This window comes from Thalassotalea algicola (assembly GCF_012932965.1).
Taxonomy (GTDB): Bacteria; Pseudomonadota; Gammaproteobacteria; order Enterobacterales; family Alteromonadaceae; genus Thalassotalea_F; species Thalassotalea_F algicola.
This window is the reverse complement of sequence record NZ_JABBXH010000001.1, coordinates 352,858-375,745: the sequence shown is the minus strand read 5'-3', so window position 1 is coordinate 375,745 and position 22,888 is coordinate 352,858. Positions and strand designations below refer to the sequence as shown.

At 39.1% G+C, this 22,888-nt stretch carries 18 protein-coding genes and 1 tRNA gene; 10 read left to right on the top strand and 9 right to left on the bottom strand.

Annotation, left to right across the window (positions count from 1 at the left end; genetic code table 11):
• Positions 1 to 215 precede the first annotated feature (215 nt).
• Genes HII17_RS01680 through pepA form a run of 3 tightly spaced genes read right to left on the bottom strand, consistent with a single transcriptional unit; the run spans position 216 to position 5,055 of the window.
• Positions 216 to 3,068 carry a valine--tRNA ligase gene (locus HII17_RS01680; protein WP_169073584.1) on the bottom strand — a complete coding sequence of 951 codons (2,853 nt, stop codon included), beginning with the start codon at positions 3,066 to 3,068 and terminating at the stop codon, positions 216 to 218.
• 44 nt (positions 3,069 to 3,112) lie between these two features.
• A complete protein-coding gene (locus HII17_RS01675; protein ID WP_169073583.1) occupies positions 3,113 to 3,547 on the bottom strand; it encodes a DNA polymerase III subunit chi in 435 nt (144 codons plus the stop codon).
• Complete coding sequence (pepA, locus tag HII17_RS01670) at positions 3,547 to 5,055, bottom strand: leucyl aminopeptidase (protein WP_169073582.1); 1,509 nt, start codon at positions 5,053 to 5,055, stop codon at positions 3,547 to 3,549. Before pepA ends, HII17_RS01675 begins: the two co-directional genes overlap by 1 nt.
• A gap of 272 nt (positions 5,056 to 5,327) precedes the next feature.
• Between pepA and lptF the strand changes: the two genes are divergently transcribed.
• Both lptF and lptG read left to right on the top strand, forming a co-directional pair.
• Positions 5,328 to 6,461, top strand: coding sequence for an LPS export ABC transporter permease LptF (gene lptF / locus HII17_RS01665; protein ID WP_169073581.1), 1,134 nt, complete (start codon positions 5,328 to 5,330; stop codon positions 6,459 to 6,461).
• The gene (gene lptG, locus HII17_RS01660; protein WP_169074135.1) at positions 6,458 to 7,528 is read left to right on the top strand and encodes an LPS export ABC transporter permease LptG; all 1,071 of its coding nucleotides are present in this window, start codon (positions 6,458 to 6,460) and stop codon (positions 7,526 to 7,528) included. The genes lptF and lptG overlap by 4 nt, the downstream gene beginning before the upstream one ends.
• A 68-nt stretch (positions 7,529 to 7,596) precedes the next feature.
• Here lptG and HII17_RS01655 read toward each other — a convergent pair whose 3' ends face one another.
• Complete coding sequence (locus HII17_RS01655; protein ID WP_235938609.1) at positions 7,597 to 8,232, bottom strand: RDD family protein; 636 nt, start codon at positions 8,230 to 8,232, stop codon at positions 7,597 to 7,599.
• Positions 8,233 to 8,318: 86 nt separating this feature from the next.
• On the opposite strand from HII17_RS01655, the gene HII17_RS01650 reads away from it, so the two are divergent.
• Positions 8,319 to 8,405 (top strand) — tRNA-Leu (locus HII17_RS01650).
• A gap of 91 nt (positions 8,406 to 8,496) precedes the next feature.
• On the opposite strand, the gene HII17_RS01645 is transcribed toward HII17_RS01650, so the two are convergent.
• The 3 genes from HII17_RS01645 to HII17_RS01635 are packed head-to-tail and all read right to left on the bottom strand — an operon-like array spanning position 8,497 to position 11,295.
• Positions 8,497 to 9,777 (bottom strand): TRAP transporter large permease, encoded by a 1,281-nt coding sequence (locus HII17_RS01645; RefSeq protein ID WP_169073580.1) that lies wholly within the window; start codon positions 9,775 to 9,777, stop codon positions 8,497 to 8,499.
• The gene (locus tag HII17_RS01640; protein ID WP_169073579.1) at positions 9,777 to 10,265 is read right to left on the bottom strand and encodes a TRAP transporter small permease; all 489 of its coding nucleotides are present in this window, start codon (positions 10,263 to 10,265) and stop codon (positions 9,777 to 9,779) included. Before HII17_RS01640 ends, HII17_RS01645 begins: the two co-directional genes overlap by 1 nt.
• Positions 10,252 to 11,295: a C4-dicarboxylate TRAP transporter substrate-binding protein gene (locus HII17_RS01635; RefSeq protein ID WP_235938608.1), complete on the bottom strand. Its 1,044-nt coding sequence runs from the start codon at positions 11,293 to 11,295 to the stop codon at positions 10,252 to 10,254. The genes HII17_RS01640 and HII17_RS01635 overlap by 14 nt, the downstream gene beginning before the upstream one ends.
• A gap of 306 nt (positions 11,296 to 11,601) precedes the next feature.
• On the opposite strand from HII17_RS01635, the gene phnD reads away from it, so the two are divergent.
• From phnD to HII17_RS01610, 5 genes are all read left to right on the top strand, one after another.
• On the top strand, positions 11,602 to 12,477 hold the full coding sequence (gene phnD / locus HII17_RS01630) for a phosphate/phosphite/phosphonate ABC transporter substrate-binding protein (RefSeq protein ID WP_169073578.1): 876 nt from the start codon (positions 11,602 to 11,604) through the stop codon (positions 12,475 to 12,477).
• Positions 12,478 to 12,481: 4 nt separating this feature from the next.
• Complete coding sequence (locus HII17_RS01625; RefSeq protein ID WP_169073577.1) at positions 12,482 to 14,458, top strand: putative bifunctional diguanylate cyclase/phosphodiesterase; 1,977 nt, start codon at positions 12,482 to 12,484, stop codon at positions 14,456 to 14,458.
• 71 nt (positions 14,459 to 14,529) lie between these two features.
• Positions 14,530 to 15,117: a Tll0287-like domain-containing protein gene (locus HII17_RS01620; protein ID WP_169073576.1), complete on the top strand. Its 588-nt coding sequence runs from the start codon at positions 14,530 to 14,532 to the stop codon at positions 15,115 to 15,117.
• 67 nt (positions 15,118 to 15,184) lie between these two features.
• Positions 15,185 to 16,414, top strand: a complete 1,230-nt coding sequence (locus HII17_RS01615) for a sensor histidine kinase (protein WP_169073575.1) — start codon at positions 15,185 to 15,187, stop codon at positions 16,412 to 16,414.
• Complete coding sequence (locus tag HII17_RS01610) at positions 16,411 to 16,941, top strand: response regulator transcription factor (RefSeq protein ID WP_169073574.1); 531 nt, start codon at positions 16,411 to 16,413, stop codon at positions 16,939 to 16,941. The genes HII17_RS01615 and HII17_RS01610 overlap by 4 nt, the downstream gene beginning before the upstream one ends.
• Before the next feature lie 187 nt (positions 16,942 to 17,128).
• Here the strand turns inward: HII17_RS01610 and HII17_RS01605 are convergent, their stop codons facing one another.
• A complete protein-coding gene (locus HII17_RS01605) occupies positions 17,129 to 17,563 on the bottom strand; it encodes a hypothetical protein (RefSeq protein ID WP_169073573.1) in 435 nt (144 codons plus the stop codon).
• Between the two features lie 59 nt (positions 17,564 to 17,622).
• Positions 17,623 to 20,187 carry a DNA mismatch repair protein MutS gene (gene mutS / locus HII17_RS01600; protein ID WP_169073572.1) on the bottom strand — a complete coding sequence of 855 codons (2,565 nt, stop codon included), beginning with the start codon at positions 20,185 to 20,187 and terminating at the stop codon, positions 17,623 to 17,625.
• Between the two features lie 301 nt (positions 20,188 to 20,488).
• Between mutS and recA the strand changes: the two genes are divergently transcribed.
• Positions 20,489 to 21,511 carry a recombinase RecA gene (gene recA, locus HII17_RS01595; RefSeq protein WP_169073571.1) on the top strand — a complete coding sequence of 341 codons (1,023 nt, stop codon included), beginning with the start codon at positions 20,489 to 20,491 and terminating at the stop codon, positions 21,509 to 21,511.
• A 284-nt stretch (positions 21,512 to 21,795) separates the two neighbouring features.
• Positions 21,796 to 22,875: a hypothetical protein gene (locus HII17_RS01590; RefSeq protein ID WP_169073570.1), complete on the top strand. Its 1,080-nt coding sequence runs from the start codon at positions 21,796 to 21,798 to the stop codon at positions 22,873 to 22,875.
• The last annotated feature ends 13 nt before the right edge of the window (positions 22,876 to 22,888 follow it).

Sequence of the window (22,888 nt, the reverse complement as noted above, 5' to 3'; positions counted from 1 at the left end):
AACACTAGCGCGTCAGGTGAATCAACTAAACTTCTTAATATAGTTAATTTGAACCTTCATCCGAAACGCAAAAACTCAACGCGAACATAGTCTAACACAAAGAATTTGAATTAGCTTGAAAAAATTTACTTTAGTTGTATTGCAAATTTATGAATTCTAGAAGAAAAAAGCCATTACAAAATGTAATGGCTTTTTGTTTGTCGCTTGCGGTTTGACTAGAGTGCAGCAATCTGTGCTTTCTGTTCAACCAGTTTAGCTAACGCTGACTCTGCTTCGGCCAGTTTGGCTTTTTCTTTTTCGATAACAGCAGCAGGTGCTTTGCCAACAAAGTTTTCGTTGCCTAGCTTGCCTTTAACTTTTTGAACATCTTTTTCAAGCTTTTCAATTGCCTTAGTTAAGCGAGCAATTTCAGCGTCTTTATCTATTAGTCCTGCCATTGGAATAAGCACTGATAAATCACCAATTACTGCAGTAGCAGATGCTGGGCCTTCTTCATCATCAGCAAGTAAAGTGATGCTTTCAAGTTTTGCCAATGCACTTAAGAACTGCTCATTATCAGCTAAACGGCGTTTGTCTTCGTCGTTCACGTTTTTAAGGAGCACAGGTAGTGGCTTGCTAGGCGCAATATCCATTTCACCGCGAATGTTACGAATAGCGATAATAAATTGCTTAACCCACTCAAGATCATCAATAGCAGCTTGATCACACTGACGTTCATCAAATTGAGGGAAAGCTTGAGTCATGATACTGTCGCCATTTTTTTCAAACTGGCTAAGCGGTTGCACACGTTGCCAAATGGTTTCGGTGATAAATGGCATAATTGGGTGCATTAAACGTAACAATCCTTCCAGCACATTAACTAGCGTGTGGCGGGTACCACGTTGCTGAGCTTCATTACCTTTGAATAATACAGGTTTAGTCAGCTCTAAGTACCAGTCACAGAATTGGTTCCAAGTGAATTCATATAACGCCTGTGAAGCGATATCAAAACGGAAGGTATCAAACGCTTCATGTACTTTTTGCACTGTTTGTTGGAACTGGCCTAATATCCAACGATCGGCCAATGAAAGTTCCATTTCCCCACTGCGACCACAATCTTGGTCTTCAGTATTCATTAATACGTAGCGACTTGCATTCCAAAGCTTGTTACAGAAATTGCGGTAACCGTCTAAACGTTTCATGTCCCAACTGATATCACGCCCTGTAGATGCAACAGAAGTAAGTGTGAAACGAAGCGCATCAGTGCCGTGTGCTTCTATACCGTCAGGGTATTCTTTCTTGGTTAGCTTAGTAATTTTCTTAGCTAACTGTGGTTGCATCATATTGCCAGTACGTTTTTCTAATAAATTATCCAGCGAGATGCCGTCAATCATATCTAGCGGATCAACAACGTTACCTTTTGATTTACTCATCTTATCGCCATTTTCATCGCGAATAAGACCTGTTACATAGACTTTCTTAAATGGCACCTGTGGCTTGCCGTTTTCATCTTTAATGAAGTGCATGGTCATCATGATCATGCGGGCAACCCAGAAGAAAATGATATCGAAACCGGTGACTAGCACGTCTGTTGAATGGAATTTCTTTAAGTCTTCCATGCTGTTTGGCCAGCCTAACGTAGAGAATGTCCAAAGTGCTGAAGAAAACCACGTATCTAAAACGTCGTCATCTTGCTTTAAAACAAGTTCGTCAGCTAAACCATTGTTAGCACGAACTTCAGATTCACTGCGTCCAACATATACTTTGCCGTTTTCGTCATACCATGCAGGAATGCGATGTCCCCACCAAAGCTGACGCGAAATACACCAGTCTTGAATGTCACGCATCCAAGCGTTGTACATGTTTTCGTATTGTTTTGGAACGAACTCAATATCGCCGTTTTCAACCGCTGCAACGGCAGGCTCAGCTAAAGGCGCAGCACGCACGTACCATTGGTCGGTTAAAAGTGGCTCAATAATTACGCCAGAGCGATCGCCGTATGGCGCAACTAAATCGTGGTCTTTAACTTCAACCAATAATCCGAGTTCATCGAACTGAGCAACAATGGCTTTACGTGCATCGAAGCGATCCATACCAGCGAATTCTGCTGGTAAATCAGTGCTGTAATCGTCCGATGGTTCGCCATTGGTATTGTATACTTCTGATTGCGCAAGAATAGCGGCGTCTTTGTCAAAAATATTGATCATAGGTAGCGAGTGACGCTTACCTACTTCATTATCGTTAAAGTCATGTGCTGGCGTGATTTTTACACAACCAGTACCTTTTTCCATGTCAGCATGTTCATCGGCAACAATTGGAATTAAACGGTTTACCAGCGGCAATAAGACGTGTTTGCCAATTAAGTCTTTATAGCGCGAATCTTCAGGGTTAACAGCTACACCAGTATCACCTAACATTGTTTCTGGGCGAGTAGTTGCGACTACTAAGTAATCTTTACCTTCCGCCGTAGTAGCACCATCAGCTAATGGGTAACGTAAGTGCCACATGTGGCCTTTTTTGTCTTTGTTTTCAACTTCAAGATCCGAAATAGCAGTATGGAATTTCGGATCCCAGTTTACTAAGCGCTTGCCGCGGTAAATTAGGTCATCTTCAAATAAACGAACGAAAACTTCTTGAACCGCTTCAGACATACCGTCGTCCATGGTAAAGCGTTCGCGAGACCAATCAATAGAGTTACCTAAACGACGCATTTGTTGACCGATAGTGCCGCCTGACTCTTCTTTCCACTGCCATACTTTGTCGATAAATGCTTCACGGCCGTAATCGTGACGAGTTTTTTCTTCTTCTGCTGCTATTTTGCGTTCAACAACCATTTGTGTTGCTATGCCCGCATGGTCGGTACCCGTTTGCCATAAGGTGTTTTTACCTTGCATACGTTGGTAACGAATTAGCGTATCCATAATAGTTTGTTGGAACGCGTGCCCCATGTGCAAGCTACCCGTAACATTGGGTGGCGGAATTGCAATGCTATAGCCGTCGCCTTCACCTGTCGGGCTAAAATAGCCATTTTCTTCCCAGCTTTTATAAAGCTTTTGTTCAATTTCAGAAGGATTAAATGTTTTTTCCATCTCTACTTTCTATTCTTTATTCATTAATAAGAGGTTTGATTCTGTTAACTGTTAATCGCTTGCGTATTAACGTTGAACCCCATTTGCCGGCATGCTTTAAAACGCTCTCTAGCGAGCTGTTTATCATTTTCGGCTACGGGAACAAAATCCATGATTTGTGAAAACTGACCGGCAAATGCAGGCATTGTTTGCGTCAAGTTAATTAATACTGGTCGTCGCCCTCTAGGTGCTTGCCATCCTATTTCGACAGGGGAACCTTGCCTTGGTCCTTCGCCAACAAGGTTATGTGGAACAAAGCTATCTGGCTCAAACGACCAAAGCAACTCATCAACTGCATGTGCTTGCTGCTCATTTTCAGCAAAGATAAATACCTTTTGCTGCTGACGAAAATGCTGGGCGGCTAGCACACAGGCATATTGCACTAACGCATTGTCATGCGCATTATCAGGCATCAGATGAAAAGTTGCTTGAGTTTGCATTATTCGCCTTGCTCTGCACCGCTTCGGTTAAGCAAGAACTGCGTTAGCATGCTAACAGGACGCCCTGTAGAGCCTTTGTCTTTTCCACCACTACGCCAAGCTGTACCAGCAATATCTAAGTGTGCCCAATTATACTTTTTGGTAAATTTCGCTAAAAAGCATGCTGCTGTGATTGTGCCTGCTGCACGACCACCTAGATTGGTGAAATCAGCAAATGGACTTTCTAATTGCTCATGGTAGTCGTCCCACAATGGCAAACGCCACGCTCGATCGCCACTTTGATCTGAGGCATTTAATAATTCGTGAGCTAATGGATTATGACTACTCAATAGACCTGTAGCATGTTTACCTAGTGCAATGACACAAGCCCCTGTTAACGTTGCGACGTCTATTACTGCTTCTGGTTCGAAACGCTCAACATAAGTTAACGCATCACATAGCACTAAACGGCCTTCGGCATCAGTATTTAATACTTCTACCGTTTGACCAGACATAGTCGTTAAAATATCACCAGGACGATATGCGTTAGCGTCAGGCATATTTTCACAGCCGGCTAATACGCCAATAACATTAATTGGTAGATCTAATTCCGCTAAAGAGTGCATTGCACCTAATACACCTGCGGCACCACCCATATCGTATTTCATTTCATCCATAGCTTCGCCGGGTTTGATTGAAATACCACCGGAGTCGAAGGTTAATCCTTTGCCGACGAGAACGATTGGTGCTTGATCTGCTTCGCCGCCTTGGTACTTGATAATACTCATCATTGATTCGTTAACAGAACCACGACCAACGGCTAGGTATGAACCCATGCCAAGCTCTTCCATTTCACGCTCACCAACAATTTCGGTAGTGACCTTGCTGTAGTCGTTTTCAAGAATTTTTGCTTGCTCTGCTAAGTAAGCAGGATTACAAATATTTGGTGGCATGTTTGCCACATTCTTACAGGTACTAATACCTTCAGAAACCCCTAAACCATGCGCAATAGCGCGTTCACCAATCGGTAATTCACGACGTGTTGGAACGTTAAATACGATTTTGCGTAGTGGACGACGAGGTTCTTCTTTACGCGTCTTTAAGCTATTAAAGCTGTATAAACAATCTTGAGTTGCTTCTACAGCTTGTCTCACTTTCCAATAAGTGTCGCGGCCTTTAACATGTAATTCTGATAAGAAACAAACAGCTTCCATTGAGCCGGTTTCATTGAGCGTGTTAATTGTTTTACTGATAATTTGACGGTATTGACGTTCGTCTAGCTCACGTTCTTTACCACAACCAACAAGTAATACACGTTCACTTAAAATATTGGGCACATGGTGCAATAACAACATTTGCCCTGATTTACCTTCAAGATCACCACGACGAAGTAAGTTACTAATATAACCTTCACTGATTTCGTCCAGTTGTTCGGCAATAGCGGATAAACGACGAGGCTCAAAAACACCAACGACAATACAGGCGCTACGTTGTTTTTCCGGGCTGCCACTTTTTACACTAAATTCCATGAATTCTCCTGCTGGCTTTCTTGCGTGTAATTGTAATCAAAATTAGGTGAAAACTGATTTCACTTATTATTAAACTTGCTAAAATCAACAATTAATAGATAAGGTTACTATTAATTAGATAGCGCTAAGGGCTATAATTATAGCCGCATTCGTCGCGTTTACTATGAGCAAGTTTGTTCTATTATGTATAAAAATAGCAATTTTACTTAAAAATTGCTCAATTGTCAGAAAAAAACTATGTTTTTAATAATGGTTTACCATTCGAGGTTTAAGTGATTGTATTTCGTTATCTATTAAAGGAAGTAGCTAAGACACAATTGGCTGTTTTCTTTGTTCTGATGACCATATTTATCAGTAATAAATTTGTTAGGGTACTTGATGACGCCTCAGAAGGTGGCATCCCTGGTCACTTAGTGATGATATTTATCGGCCTAAAAATGCCTGATTTAGCAGGTATGTTGCTGCCACTAAGCTTATTTCTTGGGGTACTTTTAGCGTATGGGCGAATATATGCTGACAGCGAAATGACGGTGCTACATGCTTGTGGTGTCAGCGAATGGTATGTGGTTCGAGTAACGTTAGTATTAAGTTTTATTACCGCAATTTTTACCGGTTTGTTTACCTTGTATTTAGCGCCAATGGCCTCCGAGTATGAATATCAAGTTAAAGAGCAACTGGCAGCCGACTCGGGTATTACCGCTATGGTCGCTGGTAGATTTCAAAAAACAGGTAATAAAAAAGCAGTAGTGTTTATTCATGATAAAGATCGAAATGACAACTCACTCAATAAGGTGTTTGTAGCACAACTCCCCAATGAAACGGCTGATACCGAAAGCGTTATTAATTCAAGCTTAGTATATGCCGATAAAGGTCGTGTAGAAGAAGAAGATTCTGGTTTACAACGCCTAATTTTAGAAGATGGTACTCGCTATCAAAGTGATAATGGCTCAGGTGAATTTAGAGCAGTATCGTTCGATAAGTACTATATCCAAATTCAAGACCAAAAAGTTGAGCATAAGCGCCGTAAAATTAGTGCTATAGCAACAGGTGACTTATTGGTTGATGATTCTCAAGATGCTCAAGCTGCCATTCAGTGGCGTTTAGCTTTTCCATTAGCTTGTCTTATTTTAACTTTGGTGGCAGTTCCTTTAAGTGTAGTTAATCCTAGACAAGGGAAATTTGCCAAGCTATTACCTGCACTAATGCTGTTTTTAGCCTATTTCTTGTTACTAACGGCAATGCGTTCAGGGGTAGAAGGCAATGCATTACCTTATTATGTTGGGTTATGGCCCGTACATTTAATGGCGTTAGTATTGGGTGTAAGTTTACTGTTGAAAAGCAGAAGTAGTGGTATGAAGTTAAAAGCTAAATTACCTAAGCGAAAGCAAACAAAGAGGGCTAAATAATGCGTATTTTAGATGCATACATTGGCCGAGTGATTACTTCTACAACATTTATCACTTTAATGGTGTTTGTTAGTGTTAGCGGTATTATTAAGTTTGTTGAACAAATGGGCGATGTCGGCCGAGGTGACTATGAGCTAGCTCATGCTGCACTTTATGTTTTATATGCTGTGCCTAGGGATGTTGAAATATTTTTTCCAATGGCGGCCTTAATTGGTGGCTTAATCGGGATTGGAATGCTGGCAAGTAACAGTGAGTTAGTTGTCATGCAAGCTGCTGGCCTATCCAAATTAAATATTGTTAAGTCTGCAATGAAAACTGCCACCTTATTAATTGTAATTTCAATGGCGGTAGGCGAATGGTTAGCGCCAGCAGGTGAAGCGTCAGCAAGGGAGCTGCGTGCCCAAGCAATTTCTGGAGGTAGTCTCATTTCGTCTAAGAACGGTGTTTGGGCGAAAGATGGTGATTATTTTGTTCATATTGCAGAAGTAGAAGATCAAGGTACTTTAAACAAAGTACAGGTCTATCGTTTTGATGCAAATTTAAAATTAGATAGCTGGTTGTCGGCAGATTCAGCGGTCTATAGTGATGGTGCATGGCAACTTAAAAATGTTAGAGATACAGCAATCGAAGAAAGCCAGATAAGGGAAGTTCAACATCAAACTATGGCGTGGAAATCAAGCTTAACGCCAGAAAAGCTCGGCGTGGTTACGGTTAAGCCAGAGTCACTGTCAGTGCAAGGGTTGATTAGCTATTTAGAATACCTTTCACAAAACCAGCAAGATCAAAGTCGTTATTTGCTGGCATTCTGGCGTAAGATTATGCAACCAATTACAGTGGCAGTGATGCTACTAGTAGCTTTGTCGTTTATTTTTGGCCCGTTACGTTCAGTATCGATGGGCGCGAGAATTATGATGGGGGTATTAACCGGGTTGTTATTTCATATTACCAACCAAGTTTTCGGTAGCTTAAGTTTGGTGTACCAATTGCCACCTGCATTAGGTGCGATAATGCCAAGTGTACTCTTTGTTTCAGTGGCGCTTTTTTTGATGAAACGAAAGGCGTCCTAGCTATTCGGCTAAGTTTTGTGGTTAAGATTTACGCCTTAGTTAAGTTGATTAACTAAGGCGCTTATTTATTAGATTTTAGATTTATTGGCATCAAGTGAAAGCACAATAACTTCCGTTTTTGTCATCCTATCTTGCAAACTTAAATGGTTCTTACGATCAAATAACACCAATATATTCCCAAAACCAAATAAAGTAGGGAAAATACGCTTAAAACCGGTTTTCTTTGTGATCAAACTGCCATCTAAGTTTTGTACTCGTAATCGCCACGCTTTCATTCCGATAGTCTGGCCGCTTCGTGCCCAAAAATAGACGAAGAAAAACGCAACCCAAGCTAGCGACCAGCCATCTACCAGTATTTGATAAACGTAGGAGCTTTCTTTTACATCAATTAGGTGCTCATGACCGCTAGTATCTACGAGTCCAATATTGGCAGCTAACGCGAATAAACCAAATCCAATCGCACCTGCTACCATGTATACAGCAAGCGCTATTAATACATCATAAACCCATGAACCGAATCGGCGAAAAAAGCCTGCTCGCGGAAATTCGGTATATTTAACAAAAGTCGTATTATCTTGTTCGGACATAAAGGCATTCATTGGATTAAAATCGGCGTTAGTATAACGTGGCAGAGCTGTTAAATTCAAAGTCACTGCAATAATGACTAAAATGCTGACTCGATTGGTTGATTTATCGTCAATCAAAGAGCTATCTATATAAAAAGGATTGATAACCCTTAATCTTTTCGTATAATGCCAGTCACTTTCGTAATAAACGAAAGGCATGTGTTGCCGGAGTGGTGGAATTGGTAGACACAGGGGATTCAAAATCCCCCGCCGTTAAAAGCGTGCCGGTTCAAGTCCGGCCTCCGGTACCATTAATCTTTCATTAGATTAATCACAATAAGCCAGCTATTTAGCTGGTTTTTTTGTGTCTAGATTTTGATGCGATAAGAATCTTAAACTTCATCAAATCAAGTTAGGTAGAAACAGCACAATGTCTGGTAAGTAAGTAACAACTAATAAAGCGATTAGTAATGCCAATATAAACGGCCAAACCTCTTGAATAAAGTCAGTAACAGGCACTTTAGTAATAGAACAAGTGGTGAACATCATTGAGCCAAAAGGTGGAGTAATTCCTCCTATCATAATGTTAACAATAATGATCATGCCAAAATGAATAGGATCGATACCTAATTGCATGGCGATAGGCACAACTAAAGGAGCGATGATTAGCATTGCCGCTCCTCCTTCTAATAACATTCCTAACGCTAGAAGTAGAATGTTTAGTGTTGCTAACATTAGGTATTTGTTATTAGTAAAATCAAGCAATAGTTGAGTTAAGGTTTGCGGTATTTGCTCCCAAGTTAAGTAGTAGCCAAATACCGAAGCGGCAACGATGATAAGCACCACGGAGCCTGTGCCATATATAGTGTCGAGGAGTATTGGCTTTATATGGCTAAGGGTAAGTTCTTTGTAGACAAACGCACCAATTAATACACAGAATAATACGGCTATAGCACCCGCTTCTGTTGGCGTGAACAGCCCAAAACGTAATCCTAATATAATGCCAAATGGTAATGCGAGCGCCCACAATGAATCAAAAAATTGTCCACTTACTTCGCGCAGCGAAGCCCTCTTTTTTCTCGTAGCAGCATAGCCTCGTTTCTTTGCGATTATCGCAACCGTTAGCATTAAACAGCCAGCCATCAATAAACCAGGAATATAGCCAGCAACAAACATTTTTGCCACAGACACTTGTGCAATTAATGCGTAAATGATTAGTACGATTCCAGGCGGGATGACCGGGGATATCGCTGAAGAAGCAGCAGTAATCGCTGCAGAAAATGCAGCAGGGTAACCGTGCCTGCGCATTTGTGGAACCAGCATTTTGCTTTGCATCGCTGCATCAGCATTTGCAGAGCCAGATATACCGCCCATCATGGTACTTAGCACTACATTGACCTGTGCTAGTCCTCCAGGTAAATGGCCTGTCAACATTTGTGCAAGTTCCATTAGCTTTTTGCTTATACCTGCATAGTTCATTGTTGAGCCCGCCATAATAAAGAATGGAATAGCTAACAAAGGGAACGATGCCGTAGCGGTTATGAATCGCTGTAATACAAGATCTGCTGGCATACCAGAGTCAAAAAATACGAAGTAACTTAAAGCCGCACCGAGCAAAGCATAGGCAATAGGAATACCAGTAAAATATAATAAAAAGACAAGAAGTATTGGTATATATTCCATTATTCGTTTGCCTCGCTATTATCGCTAAATTGGCGCAAATTGGCGGCTAAAAAACGCAGACTATGCCAACTAATAAAGGCGAAACTGACAATTAGAGAAGCGTTTACAATAAAAGAACTGATACCCAATACTGCGGTTGGTTTTTCAAAGGCGATTATTGAAAAAACAATGCTAATATAAAAAATATACACGTTTAGTATTAATAAGATACAAGATACGATTAGCTTCACACTTTGTTGAGTACGCTGAGATAATTGATTAACAATAAGATCAATGCCGATATCTAGCTTTCTTTTGTATGTGGCACTCGCTCCTAAAAAAACGGCCCACACGAAACAAATTGTCGCGACTTCTTCAGCCCAAAATAATGAATAATTAGTTAAGTAACGTAAGAAAACGTTAATGATAACTAAACCAACCATGACAACTAAAAAAGTGCCACAAAGTACTTCTTCAATATTGGCAACTAGCTTGCTATGGGATTTCATTGACTGGTGCCTTGCCTTTAATTTTTGCTAACTCAGTTTGTATTTGCTCATACATTTTCAGCGAAACCCCTGGCAATGATTCAAATAATGGACGTGTTTTGGTTTTAAAGGCATTTCTGTCAATCGTGTTGAATGTTACGCCATGCTCTTCTAATTCATTCACAACTTTAGCGTGATTGGCCTTAAGCATATCGACCATTTCATCTGCCCCAATCGCAAACTCCTGTTCGATTATCTCTTGATATTGTTTAGGAATGGTATGCCAAACTTCAGTAGATATATAGACGCCACAAACGCCTAAAAAGTGATTTGTCAGAGCAACGTTTTTCTTGCCAGTTTCATAGACTTTTGTGCCTAAATTAGTGAACTCTGAACCTTCAAGCCCGTCAACGACACCTTGCTGGACAGCGCTAAATGTTTCTCCCCAAGGTAATGGTGTTGCTGTGGCGCCCATTGCGTTAAGCGTTTCAATGAATAACTTACTACCTGGCGTTCTTAGTTTGATACCTTTTAAGTCATCAGGGTGTCTAATTACTTGATCAGAAATGATATTTCGAAAACCAAAGATATACTGAAGAGAAAGTACTTTTATGCCTTTTTCTTCTAGCTTTTTTTCCCAGCTCTTAACCAAAGGCGTATTGATTAGTGCAATGTATTCATCATAGTTCTCATAAAGCATTGGGCCAACTAAGGCGGTAAATTCAGGTACGTAATCGCCGATATATGAAGGGTCTTCAACAGAGATGAAATTTGCGCCACGTACGACCATCTCTACACTGTCTTTATATGCTGCAATTTGCCCTTGAGGAAATGTAAGGACTTCGACAGCGCCATTTGTTTTTTGCTTGATACGCGCAGAAACTAAATCCATAAAGTGGGTTAATTCTTCATTTGGCGCGAATACATGGCTAAGTCTTAATACGATATTAAAATCATTATCTGATTTAGGTTGGCAGCTTGTTATGCAACACACAGTAATAAATGTGATGAACCAGCTAAACGTTCTGGCATGTTTTTGTAAAAGGGCCAATGCACTTCTCTCTTGGAAATAGGTAACAGAAGTATCAATAAAGAGAACTTCTCGTTGTATTTATTATATGAAGGGAAAATTTGATGCTATGCAAGCGTTTTGTTTTTATAGGCTCATATTTGTAACTCAAAGAATATGAGTATTTGGAATCTGATTTAATATACTTAATTTACTAGTCAGATACTTGAGCCTTCGATTGGCAACTGAAGACTATGCTATTCATCAGTTCCATAGTAAAACTTTCAGCGCGTTTTCTCATATTTATTCTATAATTTTATTAAATAATTATTTTAAATTAGTTTGTAAATGCTCTATAAATGGACTGCTTTAGCAGCATTACTGATGTTATTGTTCGCTGTTGCTTCTTGTAACCCCCTTCCAAAAAAAGCTGAACAGCCAAAACAACTTGTTATTGGGCTTTTGCCAGATCGTGAGCCTGAGCAATTAATGGAAGTTCATCAACCGCTGTTAGCGTTTATATCGGCCAAATTAGCGGTTGATTATAAAGTTGTTATTCCAGCAAATTATGATGATTTCATCGATAAATTTGAAAAAAACAAAATAGATTTGGCATTGTTTGGTGGGGTTACTTTTATTAAAGCCTCAAACAAAAATAATGCAATTCCATTGGCTATGCGCAATATAGATTTAAACTTTGTAAGTTATTTAATTGTAAGAAGAGATAGTGAACTAACAAACTTAAGAATGTTAAAAGGAAAAAGCTTCGCTTTTGGTTCAAGTTTATCTACCTCTGGTCACATCATGCCGCGCTTTTATATGAAGCGACAAGGAATAACTCCTGAAGAATTTTTTTCAAGTGTTATATTTAGCGGTTCTCATACTGAAACCATTAATATGGTGGTAAATAGGGAAGTTGCAGCAGGCGTGCTCAATAGCCAAGTGTACGAGACAATGCTAACAAGCAAGCCCGCAATTGGTAAGCAACTGATGGTGATTCGACAATCACCTCCATACCCTGATTATGTTTGGGCTATTCAACCTAATTTTGACGAAGAGTTTAATCAAAAAATTATTGACGCTTTTTTATCTATCACATCAGAGACTGAAACTGGAAAAGCAATCTTAAGCAAGCAATCTGCAGAAGCTTTCTATCCTGCGTCAATAGAAGATTTTGATGAGCTTAAACAGGCTCTCATGTTAATAGAAATGAAAGAAGATTAGAAATATGTCGGATGTAAAAGAGGCAGGGATTGCCAAAGATCCAACGCTAAAATTGTTATATGCCTTATCTATAGGGGTGGTCATATTCATTGCTATAGTGTTGTTCGTGCTTGATGGTTTTAATCAACAACTAAGACAACAGCAGGATGTTATTTTAAATTATTATGATAAAAGCATCGCTGAAACTTTCAATTTAACAGAAGCTTTACAAGCCCTAAAATTTGAATTGTCCGCTAATTACGGTCGGCCTATTCATATTGATAGTCCGCAAAAAAAAGCAGAGCAACTAAAGCGGATCCTTCATAAAATTAACCTCCTACAACAACGTTATCAGCAATTGAAATTTCAACAATCTGTCAAACGCTTGAATAAACAAATCAATCAAGTTATTGAAAATTTGTCTCGAGGGGAATTACAGGAAATAAGACGTTATTTGGATAGCGCAATGCACAGTGCAAGACAAATAAACCTGCTTCATCAACATGAAAGAGGTAATAGTACGGAACAACATTATATTGAGTTTTCTCGTGTTGATTCTGTTATTGAAGCAGCCACATTAATAACGGTACTGATAGGATTACCCTTGATAGCCTACATCTTATTTAGAGTGAAGGCAGGCGTTCAACAACTACAATATGTTCACGCTAAATTATTGGATACACATAAAGAAGTAGAGCGTCATGCGTATTACGATGCGCTGACTCAACTTCCTAATCGACGTCTATTCAAGGAATATTTGGAATCAGCGATTGAAAATAGCGCTAGAAATGGTGAAACCTATGGTGTTTTTTACATAGATATTGATAACTTCAAGCGAATAAATGATTCGTTAGGTCATGATATAGGTGACGAGCTACTGATTGAAATTAGTCAACGAATACTTAGCTGTATCCGCTCAACCGACATGCTATCTCGTATCGGTGGTGATGAGTTTAATTTACTGCTGGTGAATGTTGAAAATGATCTCAAAGCACGACAAATTGCTGAAAAAATTATCGAGAAAATAACTAAACCTGCAATAATTCAAGGTCATGAAGTTAATGTAAGTGTAAGTATAGGCATTACGTTGCTTCCAGATGACTCAAGAGATTTTTCAACGTTATTAAAATATGCTGATCTAGCGATGTATCACGTAAAAGCGGTTGGAAAGAATTCATTTAAGTTTTTTGATAAGACACTTAATGATAACGCTATTGCCAACTTAAAGCTTGAGCAAAAATTGAAAAGTGCAATAGAGCGAGGTGCTTTTGAATTGCATTATCAGCCACAGTTTGACATTAAAACTAAACGCTTGATTGGCTTTGAAGCGTTAATCCGTTGGTACGATGATGAACAAGGAAATATTTCCCCCGTTGTATTTATACCTCTGGCTGAGGCGACGGGCCTTATTGATAAAATAGGGAAGTGGGTTATCACGCAGGTCTGTAAAGATATAAACACCCTCATAGCACATACACACGCTAATATTAGGGTGGCGATCAACATATCCACCAGACAATTATGTAATACTGAACTAGTTAAAACTTTGAAAGAAAGTTGCGAGGTACACCAGGTAAGCCCGACTAATATCGAAGTAGAAATTACGGAAAGTATGCTTATGGATGACATTGATGAGAAAAAACAGTTGCTACAATCGTTACAAAACATGGGAATAACAGTAGCAATTGATGACTTTGGCACTGGTTATTCTAGTTTTAGTTACTTAAAAGACTTACCGGTTAATACCTTGAAAATTGATAGAACATTCATTCAACACGTTTGTGAGCAGGTAAAAGACGAAGAAATTGCGTCTGGAATTATTGCACTGGCCCATAGCTTACAATTGAAAACAGTCGCTGAAGGAGTGGAAACACAAGAGCAGTTATCTTTGTTGGCGCAGCAAAGTTGCGATTGTTGTCAAGGGTACTTATTTAGCAAGCCCTTACCGCTAATTGATATTGTCAATATTAATTATGACGGTATTAGACAATCGACTAACTGATTATTGCCAAAGTATCTATATCTTTGGATTTTCTATGGCTAGGTTAACTAAATAATTTAGAGGGTTCTTAAATGAAAAAAGCATTGCACTTTTTGCTATTCTTTACGCTAATTTTCCCATTGATATCGTTTGCAAATACATCACAACAAGAAACTGAACATCAGCTAAATGGTGAGGCAAAACAAAAGATTCAACTATTTGCTAAACAATTAAAATCTACTTTACAAGCTGGTGTTAAACAAGGAGGTTTAGTGCACGGCATGAGGATCTGTCAAGAAGTGGCAAATGATATTGCCCATTCATACTCGACAGATGGTTGGACTATTGGCCGTACTAGCTTAAAACTTCGAAATACAGATAATGCAGCGGATAATTGGCAGAGAAAGCAACTCATCAAATTTGAAAAGCAACTAGCTGAAGGTGTGAAACCTAAAAAGTTGATGAGCAGTGAAATTATTCAGCAAAGCGATGGCAAACAGGTCTATAAATTTGCCAAGGCAATTCCAACTGGAAAACTTTGTTTAAATTGTCACGGCAGCAATATAAAACCTGAAGTCAAAAGCGCTCTAAATTTACAGTATCCAAATGATGTCGCAGTTGGCTTCAAATTAGGTGAACTAAGAGGAGCCTTTATTGCAACTAAGCAGCTTACTAATTAAAAGAGCCATAGAGAGCTACTTGGTTTTTCGGTATAGTCATTTTACTAAATAAGAATCTAATTTTCATATGCTTACCAATTTAAAACGTTTGTCAGTGCTTGAGTTAATCCTAGCGCTTCGTGCAATTTCTATCGTTACCCAATTAGGTTTAGTGTTATTTGTAAATCTAGCATTAGGTTATGAGTTACCTTGGGTGCCTTTATTTACCATTATTACTATTGAAGTTGTTTTTAATGGTCTCTGTTTTTGGTTTTATAAGTTAAGGGCGACAAAAGGCGCTAAGCATATTGTTATACAATTACTTGCTGACGTCGTATTTTTAGGTTGCCTTTTATATTTTAGTGGCGGCGCTACCAATGCTTTTGTTTCATTGCTACTAATTCCAATAGCTATTGCGGCCGTTTCGTTATCATATTTGCGAATGCTATTAGTAGCAGTTGCCGCTGTAGGTACTTATAGTTTGCTTTTATGGGCGATGCCGATGCATGTAATGCATGGCAATATGGAAGGACACTTTATTGGCATGTGGATAAACTTCCTGTTTTCTGCACTTGTTGTCTCGGTAGTTGTTGGGCAGTTAGCACAGATGATAACTCAAAGAGAGGCTACTATAGCTCGCTATCGTGAAGAGCAATTAAAACAAGAACGCATAATGGCACTAGGTGTCGCTTCAGCACAAGTGACTCATGATTTAGCAACGCCACTTGCAACGATAAACCTACTTGTCGAAGAATTACAAGAAAGCGATGAACATCAGCCAGAAGTAATTGAAGATCTAGTTAAACAAGTAGCAAGGTGTAGTGAAAATTTACACGCATTTCGACAAACTACTGAGCAAATTAAAACCAATCAAAAACAACGGGTAAGTAGCGAAAAGTTATTTAAACAGATTAAACACCATTGCCAATTGAACTATCCACAATGTAAATTTCAGTTCCTTTCAGAATGCGCTGAAACCGTAATTGAAGCTGATGGTGCTTTGATCCCTGCCATCGTTAACATTATTGATAATGCTGTAGAGGCAAATAAACATACTGATAAAAACCAAATTAATGTTTCAACTAGCATAGTTGATGAAACTTGGCGTTTGGCAATTAAAGATTTTGGCAAAGGATTTTTAGCAGAGCAGACGTCACAGTTAGGCGCGTATCCGCAAGCAAGTGAACAAGGGTTAGGAATTTCAGTATTATTAAGTAATGCGAGCCTAGAACGAATTAATGGCAAGCTGGAACTTGCTAACCATTCTGATGGCGCTCAAGTCAATATCTCAATACCAATTGTAGAGGGGGCTGTATGACAAAGTTGCTGATTGTTGAAGATGATGAAGCGTTTGCTACAACCCTTTGTAGACGCCTAGCTAAACATGGGCTTCAAGTTGAACATGCGAGCAATTCGACAGATGCTTTATTGATGACTCGAAAACACTTACCTGATGCAGTTTTACTTGATATGCATTTAGACGGTGACAGTGGCTTAAATTTAATTACGCCAATTAGAAATGTTTTGCCAGATGCTCGAATTGTTTTACTTACTGGTTATGCGAGTATTGCTACGGCGGTTGATGCAATTAAACTAGGCGCGGATGATTATCTCGCGAAGCCTGCGGATGTTGCGACTATTTTAACTGCTATTGGCATGACTAAAAGTACTAAAGTTGGTAGTGATAATACTAGCGAGCCATTATCAGCGGAACAAGCAGAGTGGGAACATCTGCAACAAGTATTAAAAATCAATGAAGGTAATATTTCGGCTGCGGCGAGACAGCTTTCAATGCACCGGAGAACTTTGCAGCGAAAATTAAAAAAACGCCCTAGTAATCACTAAGGCGTTATAGGGTAGGCAAAGGCCTAAATTTTGCGAAATTTTGCCAAGTAAGTGTCCAGCTACTTGGCCAGCAACAGTTAAGCTGCCGATGAATACAGTTTGCGGTACCGGACATTGATTAGCAACGATAAACCCGAAAAGTGCGACAAAATGTCACACTTGATTGCATAATAAATAGGTTACTGGATTAATCATCAAGGACATCAAGTTGATATTGGCGGGCAATTTGATTTAGCCAATGCCTTAACAATATCTGTAATTGAAGTTGAATGTCGTTTGATAGCCAACGGCTTTTATCTGCAATGTCGCCGTAGTGTTGATTTTCCATATCTAAAATAATGTGTTGTTTCTCTTCAATGCCACCGAATTTCAGCGCTGCATTGTTTTCGTTATCAATTTTCCATTCAGGCATATCAAGCGATGCAAATTTTTGCTGGAATGTATCAGCGCTAACTAGCGTAAATTGACATTTCAGTTCTATATCTTCATCACCATACCAATTAGCTTTTAATGTTTCGAAATTTGCCCAAGCTTCTAGCTTTTCGAGCATGCCAGTGGATAGATCAAAAAGCTCTGACACTTTTTGCTCTGCTGAGATAACGATAGGTAATTTTATCGACATAAACTTATTTCATATTCGCTTTAGCAATACCATAGGCGACTTTACAAACGTTTGGCAAATTAAAGCATGGTTTTTAATTGATATAACATATCCATAGCTTGTTTTGGTGTCATGTCATCAATATCCGCCTGCTTTAATGTTTCAATTGCTGGATGTTCAACATCGACCAACTGAAGTTGTTCGAAGGTATTTGGTTCTGTAGCAACTGTTGGCGTTTGTTGACTTTCTAATTCAGACAAGCGTTGTTTAGCTCGTTGAATAACGGGTTTCGGAATGCCTGCAAGTTGTGCAACTTGTAAACCAAAACTCTTGCTAGCAGCTCCTTCTTGAACGGCATGCATAAAGATTATTGTGTCATCATGCTCTACGGCATCTAAATGAACGTTAGCCAAGGTTTCAATTTGCTCCGCCAATAACGTTAATTCAAAATAATGGCTGGCGAAAAGCACAAAGGCCTTAGTATTTAAGGCGAGCATTTCGGCAACCGACCAAGCGAGAGATAAGCCATCATAGGTACTGGTACCGCGACCTATTTCATCTAACAGTACTAAGCTGCGATCTGTGGCGTTGTGCAGAATATTTGCGGTTTCGGTCATTTCTACCATAAAGGTTGAGCGACCGCTGGCTAAATCATCTGATGCACCGATACGAGTAAATATCCGATCTACAAGTCCAATTTGAGCAGACTCAGCTGGCACAAAACAACCAATATGAGCAAGTAACACGATTAGTGCGGTTTGACGCATATAGGTAGATTTACCACCCATATTTGGGCCTGTAATAATAAGCATTTCACGGTTAGTATCTAATACCACTGGGTTAGCAATAAAGGCATCACAGGTCACTTGTTCAACGACTGGATGACGGCCTTGTTCTATTGCAATTCCTTTATTTTGTGATAATACCGGCTTAGCGTAATTTAATGTGTCTGCACGCTCTGCGAATGTACTTAACACATCTAGTTCAGCAACCGCTTCGGCCAGCGTTTGTAATTGTTCGATATGTGGCAATATTTGGTCAAATAATTCGTCGTACAAGCGTTTTTCTAATGCTAAGAAACGGCTTTGTGCTGTAAGCACCGTCTCTTCATGTGCTTTTAGTTCTTCGGTGATATAGCGTTCATTATTTTTTAGTGTTTGACGTCGAATGTAGTTATCAGGCACTTGGCCCGCTGATGCTTTACTCACCTCTATAAAAAAGCCGTGTACTTTGTTATAGCCTACTTTTAATGTTGGTATGCCTGTGTGTTCTTTTTCTCGGGATTCAATTTCTTCCAAAAAGTTAGTTGCGCCTTGGCTTAAATCGCGTAATTTGTCTAATTCTGCGTGATAACCTGGGGCAATGACTCCGCCATCTCGAATAAGTACTGGCGGGTTTTCAATAATGGCATGACTCAATAATTGATGCATGTCTGCCATAGGCATCATGTTGTTCGCTAATGGTTTAAGCTTGTTATTACTAGCTGTGGCCATAACTTCTTGAAGTGAAGGTAACTGGTCAAGTGCTTGTCTCAATCTAGCGAAATCACGCGGCCTTGCAGTCCTTAATGCAATACGAGCGACGATTCGTTCAACGTCACCAACTTGTTTTAGGATGGGTTGTAGCTCATGGGTTAAATCATCATTTAAAATACTGGCAACAGCATCTTGTCTGCCGTTTAACGTATCTAAATCTCGTAGCGGGAAATGCAGCCATCGTTTAAGTAATCGAGAGCCCATTGGGGTAGATGATTTGTCTAAAATAGCGGCCAGCGTATTGTCAGTGCCGCCTTGTAAATTATGCGTTAACTCTAAATTTCGGCGAGTAGCGGCATCCAAAATCACGCCTTTTTGTGAAGACTCCGCAACAATAGAACGAATATGCGGCAGGGCAGTTCGTTGGCTATCTTGTACATAATTTAATAAACACCCTGCGGCAGTAATGCCTTTTGTATAATCTTGTACTCCGAAACCAACGAGTTCTTTGGTATTAAATTGTTTATTTAATAAAGTGGTGGCGGTTTCAAAGTCATAATCCCACTCAGGGCGACGTCGTAACCCTTTGTAGTTGTCTAATAATTCTGGTTGTGAAAAATTTTCTGGATAAAGTAATTCGGCAGGTGATAAACGTTGTAGCTCTGCTTGAAGTTGTTCAACCGTGCGTGGCTCATTTAATACAAAGCGACCACTTGTCATGTCCAAGTAAGCTAAGCCAAATCCTGATTTACTTTCTGAAATAGCAACAATTAAATTGTCTTGGCGATCGGTTAATAGCGCTTCATCACTTACTGTGCCGGGTGTAACTATTTTTACAACTTTGCGCTCTACAGGTCCTTTGCTTGTGGCTGGATCACCGATTTGTTCACAAATAGCAACCGATTCACCAAGTTGTACTAGCTTTGCCAAATAATTATCGACGGCATGATACGGCACGCCAGCCATTGGAATGGCATTGCCACCTGACTTACCACGAGCGGTTAATGAAATATCTAATAAATCTGCAGCACGTTTTGCGTCATCATAAAATAGTTCATAAAAGTCACCCATTCGGTAAAACACTAAAATATGCGGAAATTCTGCTTTTATTTTTAGATATTGACGCATCATAGGCGTATGAGAAGAATGGTCAGCAGTGGTGTTGGTCATGGCAGAAAATTATTATTATTAAAGGAAAAAACAAAGCCGCATTATGCCATATTTTTTATAAATACCAGTAAAAATTTGCCAAATTAAATAACAAAAAAGTACTGTATAAATACTGTTTTATATGTCTGTTTAAAATAAATGAAAAATATAAACTATAAAAATACCCTTTTAAAACAACAATTTGAAAGTGCAATTATATTTTAATAAGTAATAATGAAAAAAAATACTTGATACTGTATGCATTGACAGTATACTTACTCCCAACTTAACAAGATTCGTCAAATATTTTCCGGAGCGATAAATGGACGCAAATAAAGAAAAAGCACTATCGGCAGCACTAGGTCAAATTGAGCGCCAATTTGGTAAAGGTTCTATCATGAAGCTTGGTGAAAACCGTAGTATGGATGTTGAAACCATTTCTACTGGCTCGTTAGGCTTAGATATTGCGTTAGGTGCTGGCGGTTTGCCAATGGGTCGTGTGGTTGAAATTTTTGGCCCTGAATCAAGTGGTAAAACAACGCTTACACTAGAAGTAATCGCAGAAGCCCAGCGTAACGGTAAAGTTTGTGCCTTCGTAGATGCAGAGCACGCTTTAGACCCAATTTACGCAGAAAAGCTAGGTGTTAATATTAATGAATTACTTGTTTCACAACCCGACACTGGTGAGCAAGCATTAGAGATTTGTGACATGTTAACTCGCTCTGGTGCCGTTGATGTTATCGTCGTTGACTCAGTTGCAGCCTTGACACCGAAAGCGGAAATTGAAGGTGATATGGGTGACTCGCACATGGGCTTGCAAGCACGTATGTTGTCTCAAGCAATGCGTAAGTTAACTGCCAATCTAAAGCAGTCTAATACGATGCTTATTTTCATCAACCAAATCCGTATGAAGATAGGTGTAATGTTCGGTAACCCTGAAACAACAACGGGTGGTAATGCACTTAAATTCTACGCCTCAGTACGTTTAGATATTCGCCGAATTGGCGCTGTAAAGCAGGGTGATGAAATTGTAGGAAACGAAACCCGCGTTAAAGTAGTTAAAAATAAGATTGCACCTCCATTTAAACAAGTTGAATTCCAAATACTTTATGGCGAAGGCATCAATAGCTTAGGTGAGTTAATTGATCTTGGCGTACAAAATAAAATGGTTGAAAAGGCTGGTGCTTGGTATAGCTATAATGGTGATAAGATTGGTCAAGGTAAGGCTAATGCAGTTAAGTTCTTAAGTGAAAATGCTGAAATTGCTAATGAGCTTGATACTCGCTTACGTGAAGTTTTCTTAAATCGCAATGTCGAAAGTGAAGAAGAAGCTGTTACTGAATAGTAGGTGTTTGAAATTAAATAGATAAAAAAAGCCTTGCAGATGCAAGGCTTTTTTTATCTAACGGGTTTATATTTTGCAACATTATTTTTATTAAAAAGCTCAACATTTGCTTTTTTTTTCTATATGATGCCGCGAACTTTATAGTGTGATTAATATAAATAAAAAAATAATGAAATGATCGTAAGCACTATAATCATTATTATGACAGTCAGAATTAGCAGAGCTTTGTGCCACCCTTAAACTTGTACGTAGGCAAGGCTAACTTAAAATTCAAAAAGGGATACATGAAAAAACTACTTGCTGTAATGCTAAGTCTTATCGTGCTTAGCGGTTGCGATACTATTAACTTGTCGATGACTGAAGATAGTTATCAACAAGCGATAGAATCAGGAGAGCTGCAACAACAAATTCACTTAATTGATGAGTTATATCAGTATGCGCCAGAGAAGTATCAATTAGCACTGGATGAAAAGGAATATTTACTTCCACTACTTGAACAACTCATTGCCAATCCTCGTAACTTTAGTGGCTTAAGTGAAAGCGACTTAGAAAGAGCATTTGCCTTTGCTCCTAACTATGAACCTTTCTCGTTAGCAAAAAAATATTTATCTAAGCAGCAAGCAATTAAAGCTAAGATCCGCGAAAGCGAAGCTGCTGCGCTGACTGCAAAAAAACACTTACAAGAAAAGCTCATTCAAACCCCTAAGCATATTGAAACGTATAATACTGGTATGTCATTTAGAGGCTTTGAGCGATATTTCTTAGCGTCAATCTATACGCGTAAGTTTATTGATACATTCGAAGATAAGCAGCTAAATGGTTATCAACTTGCTGCAATCACCAAAGGTTTAGCTGACATATTTGTAGCAAATCAGGTTAAAGAGAAGTCGCTGTTAGAACTAGATTTAAAAGCCTTGGATAAATTAAACGAAAATGATCGTGAATTTATTAAAGAGAATGGCGATATTCAACGTGTATTGATGTGGCTTTATAAAAAACAATTGGTATTAAGTTATAAAAGCGCGGAAAAGTCTAACGACTATTTACAATCGTTATTAAATAGTAAGTATGGCCGTGAACGACTAGATGATGTTTGGTTACGATTAGTTGAGCCCGCGGCTAAAAAGTCGGTTATGCAAGCAAAAGAAACGTATTTGAGTGCGTTAGATTTAATTGCTGCTAAGATTGATAAAACAGCTGGTGACAAACCGAAATTAAAGAAAATTTATAGTGAAACATTAGCATTAGATAAAAAGCTATTATCGTTAATGTGGCCTCCTAATGGTTTAGACAACTTTAAGGAGTCTTCTAAACAAGCGATGAGAGAGCTTAAAGTAGCAATCAACGAAATTCAGCAGAGATAAAAAAACGCCACGT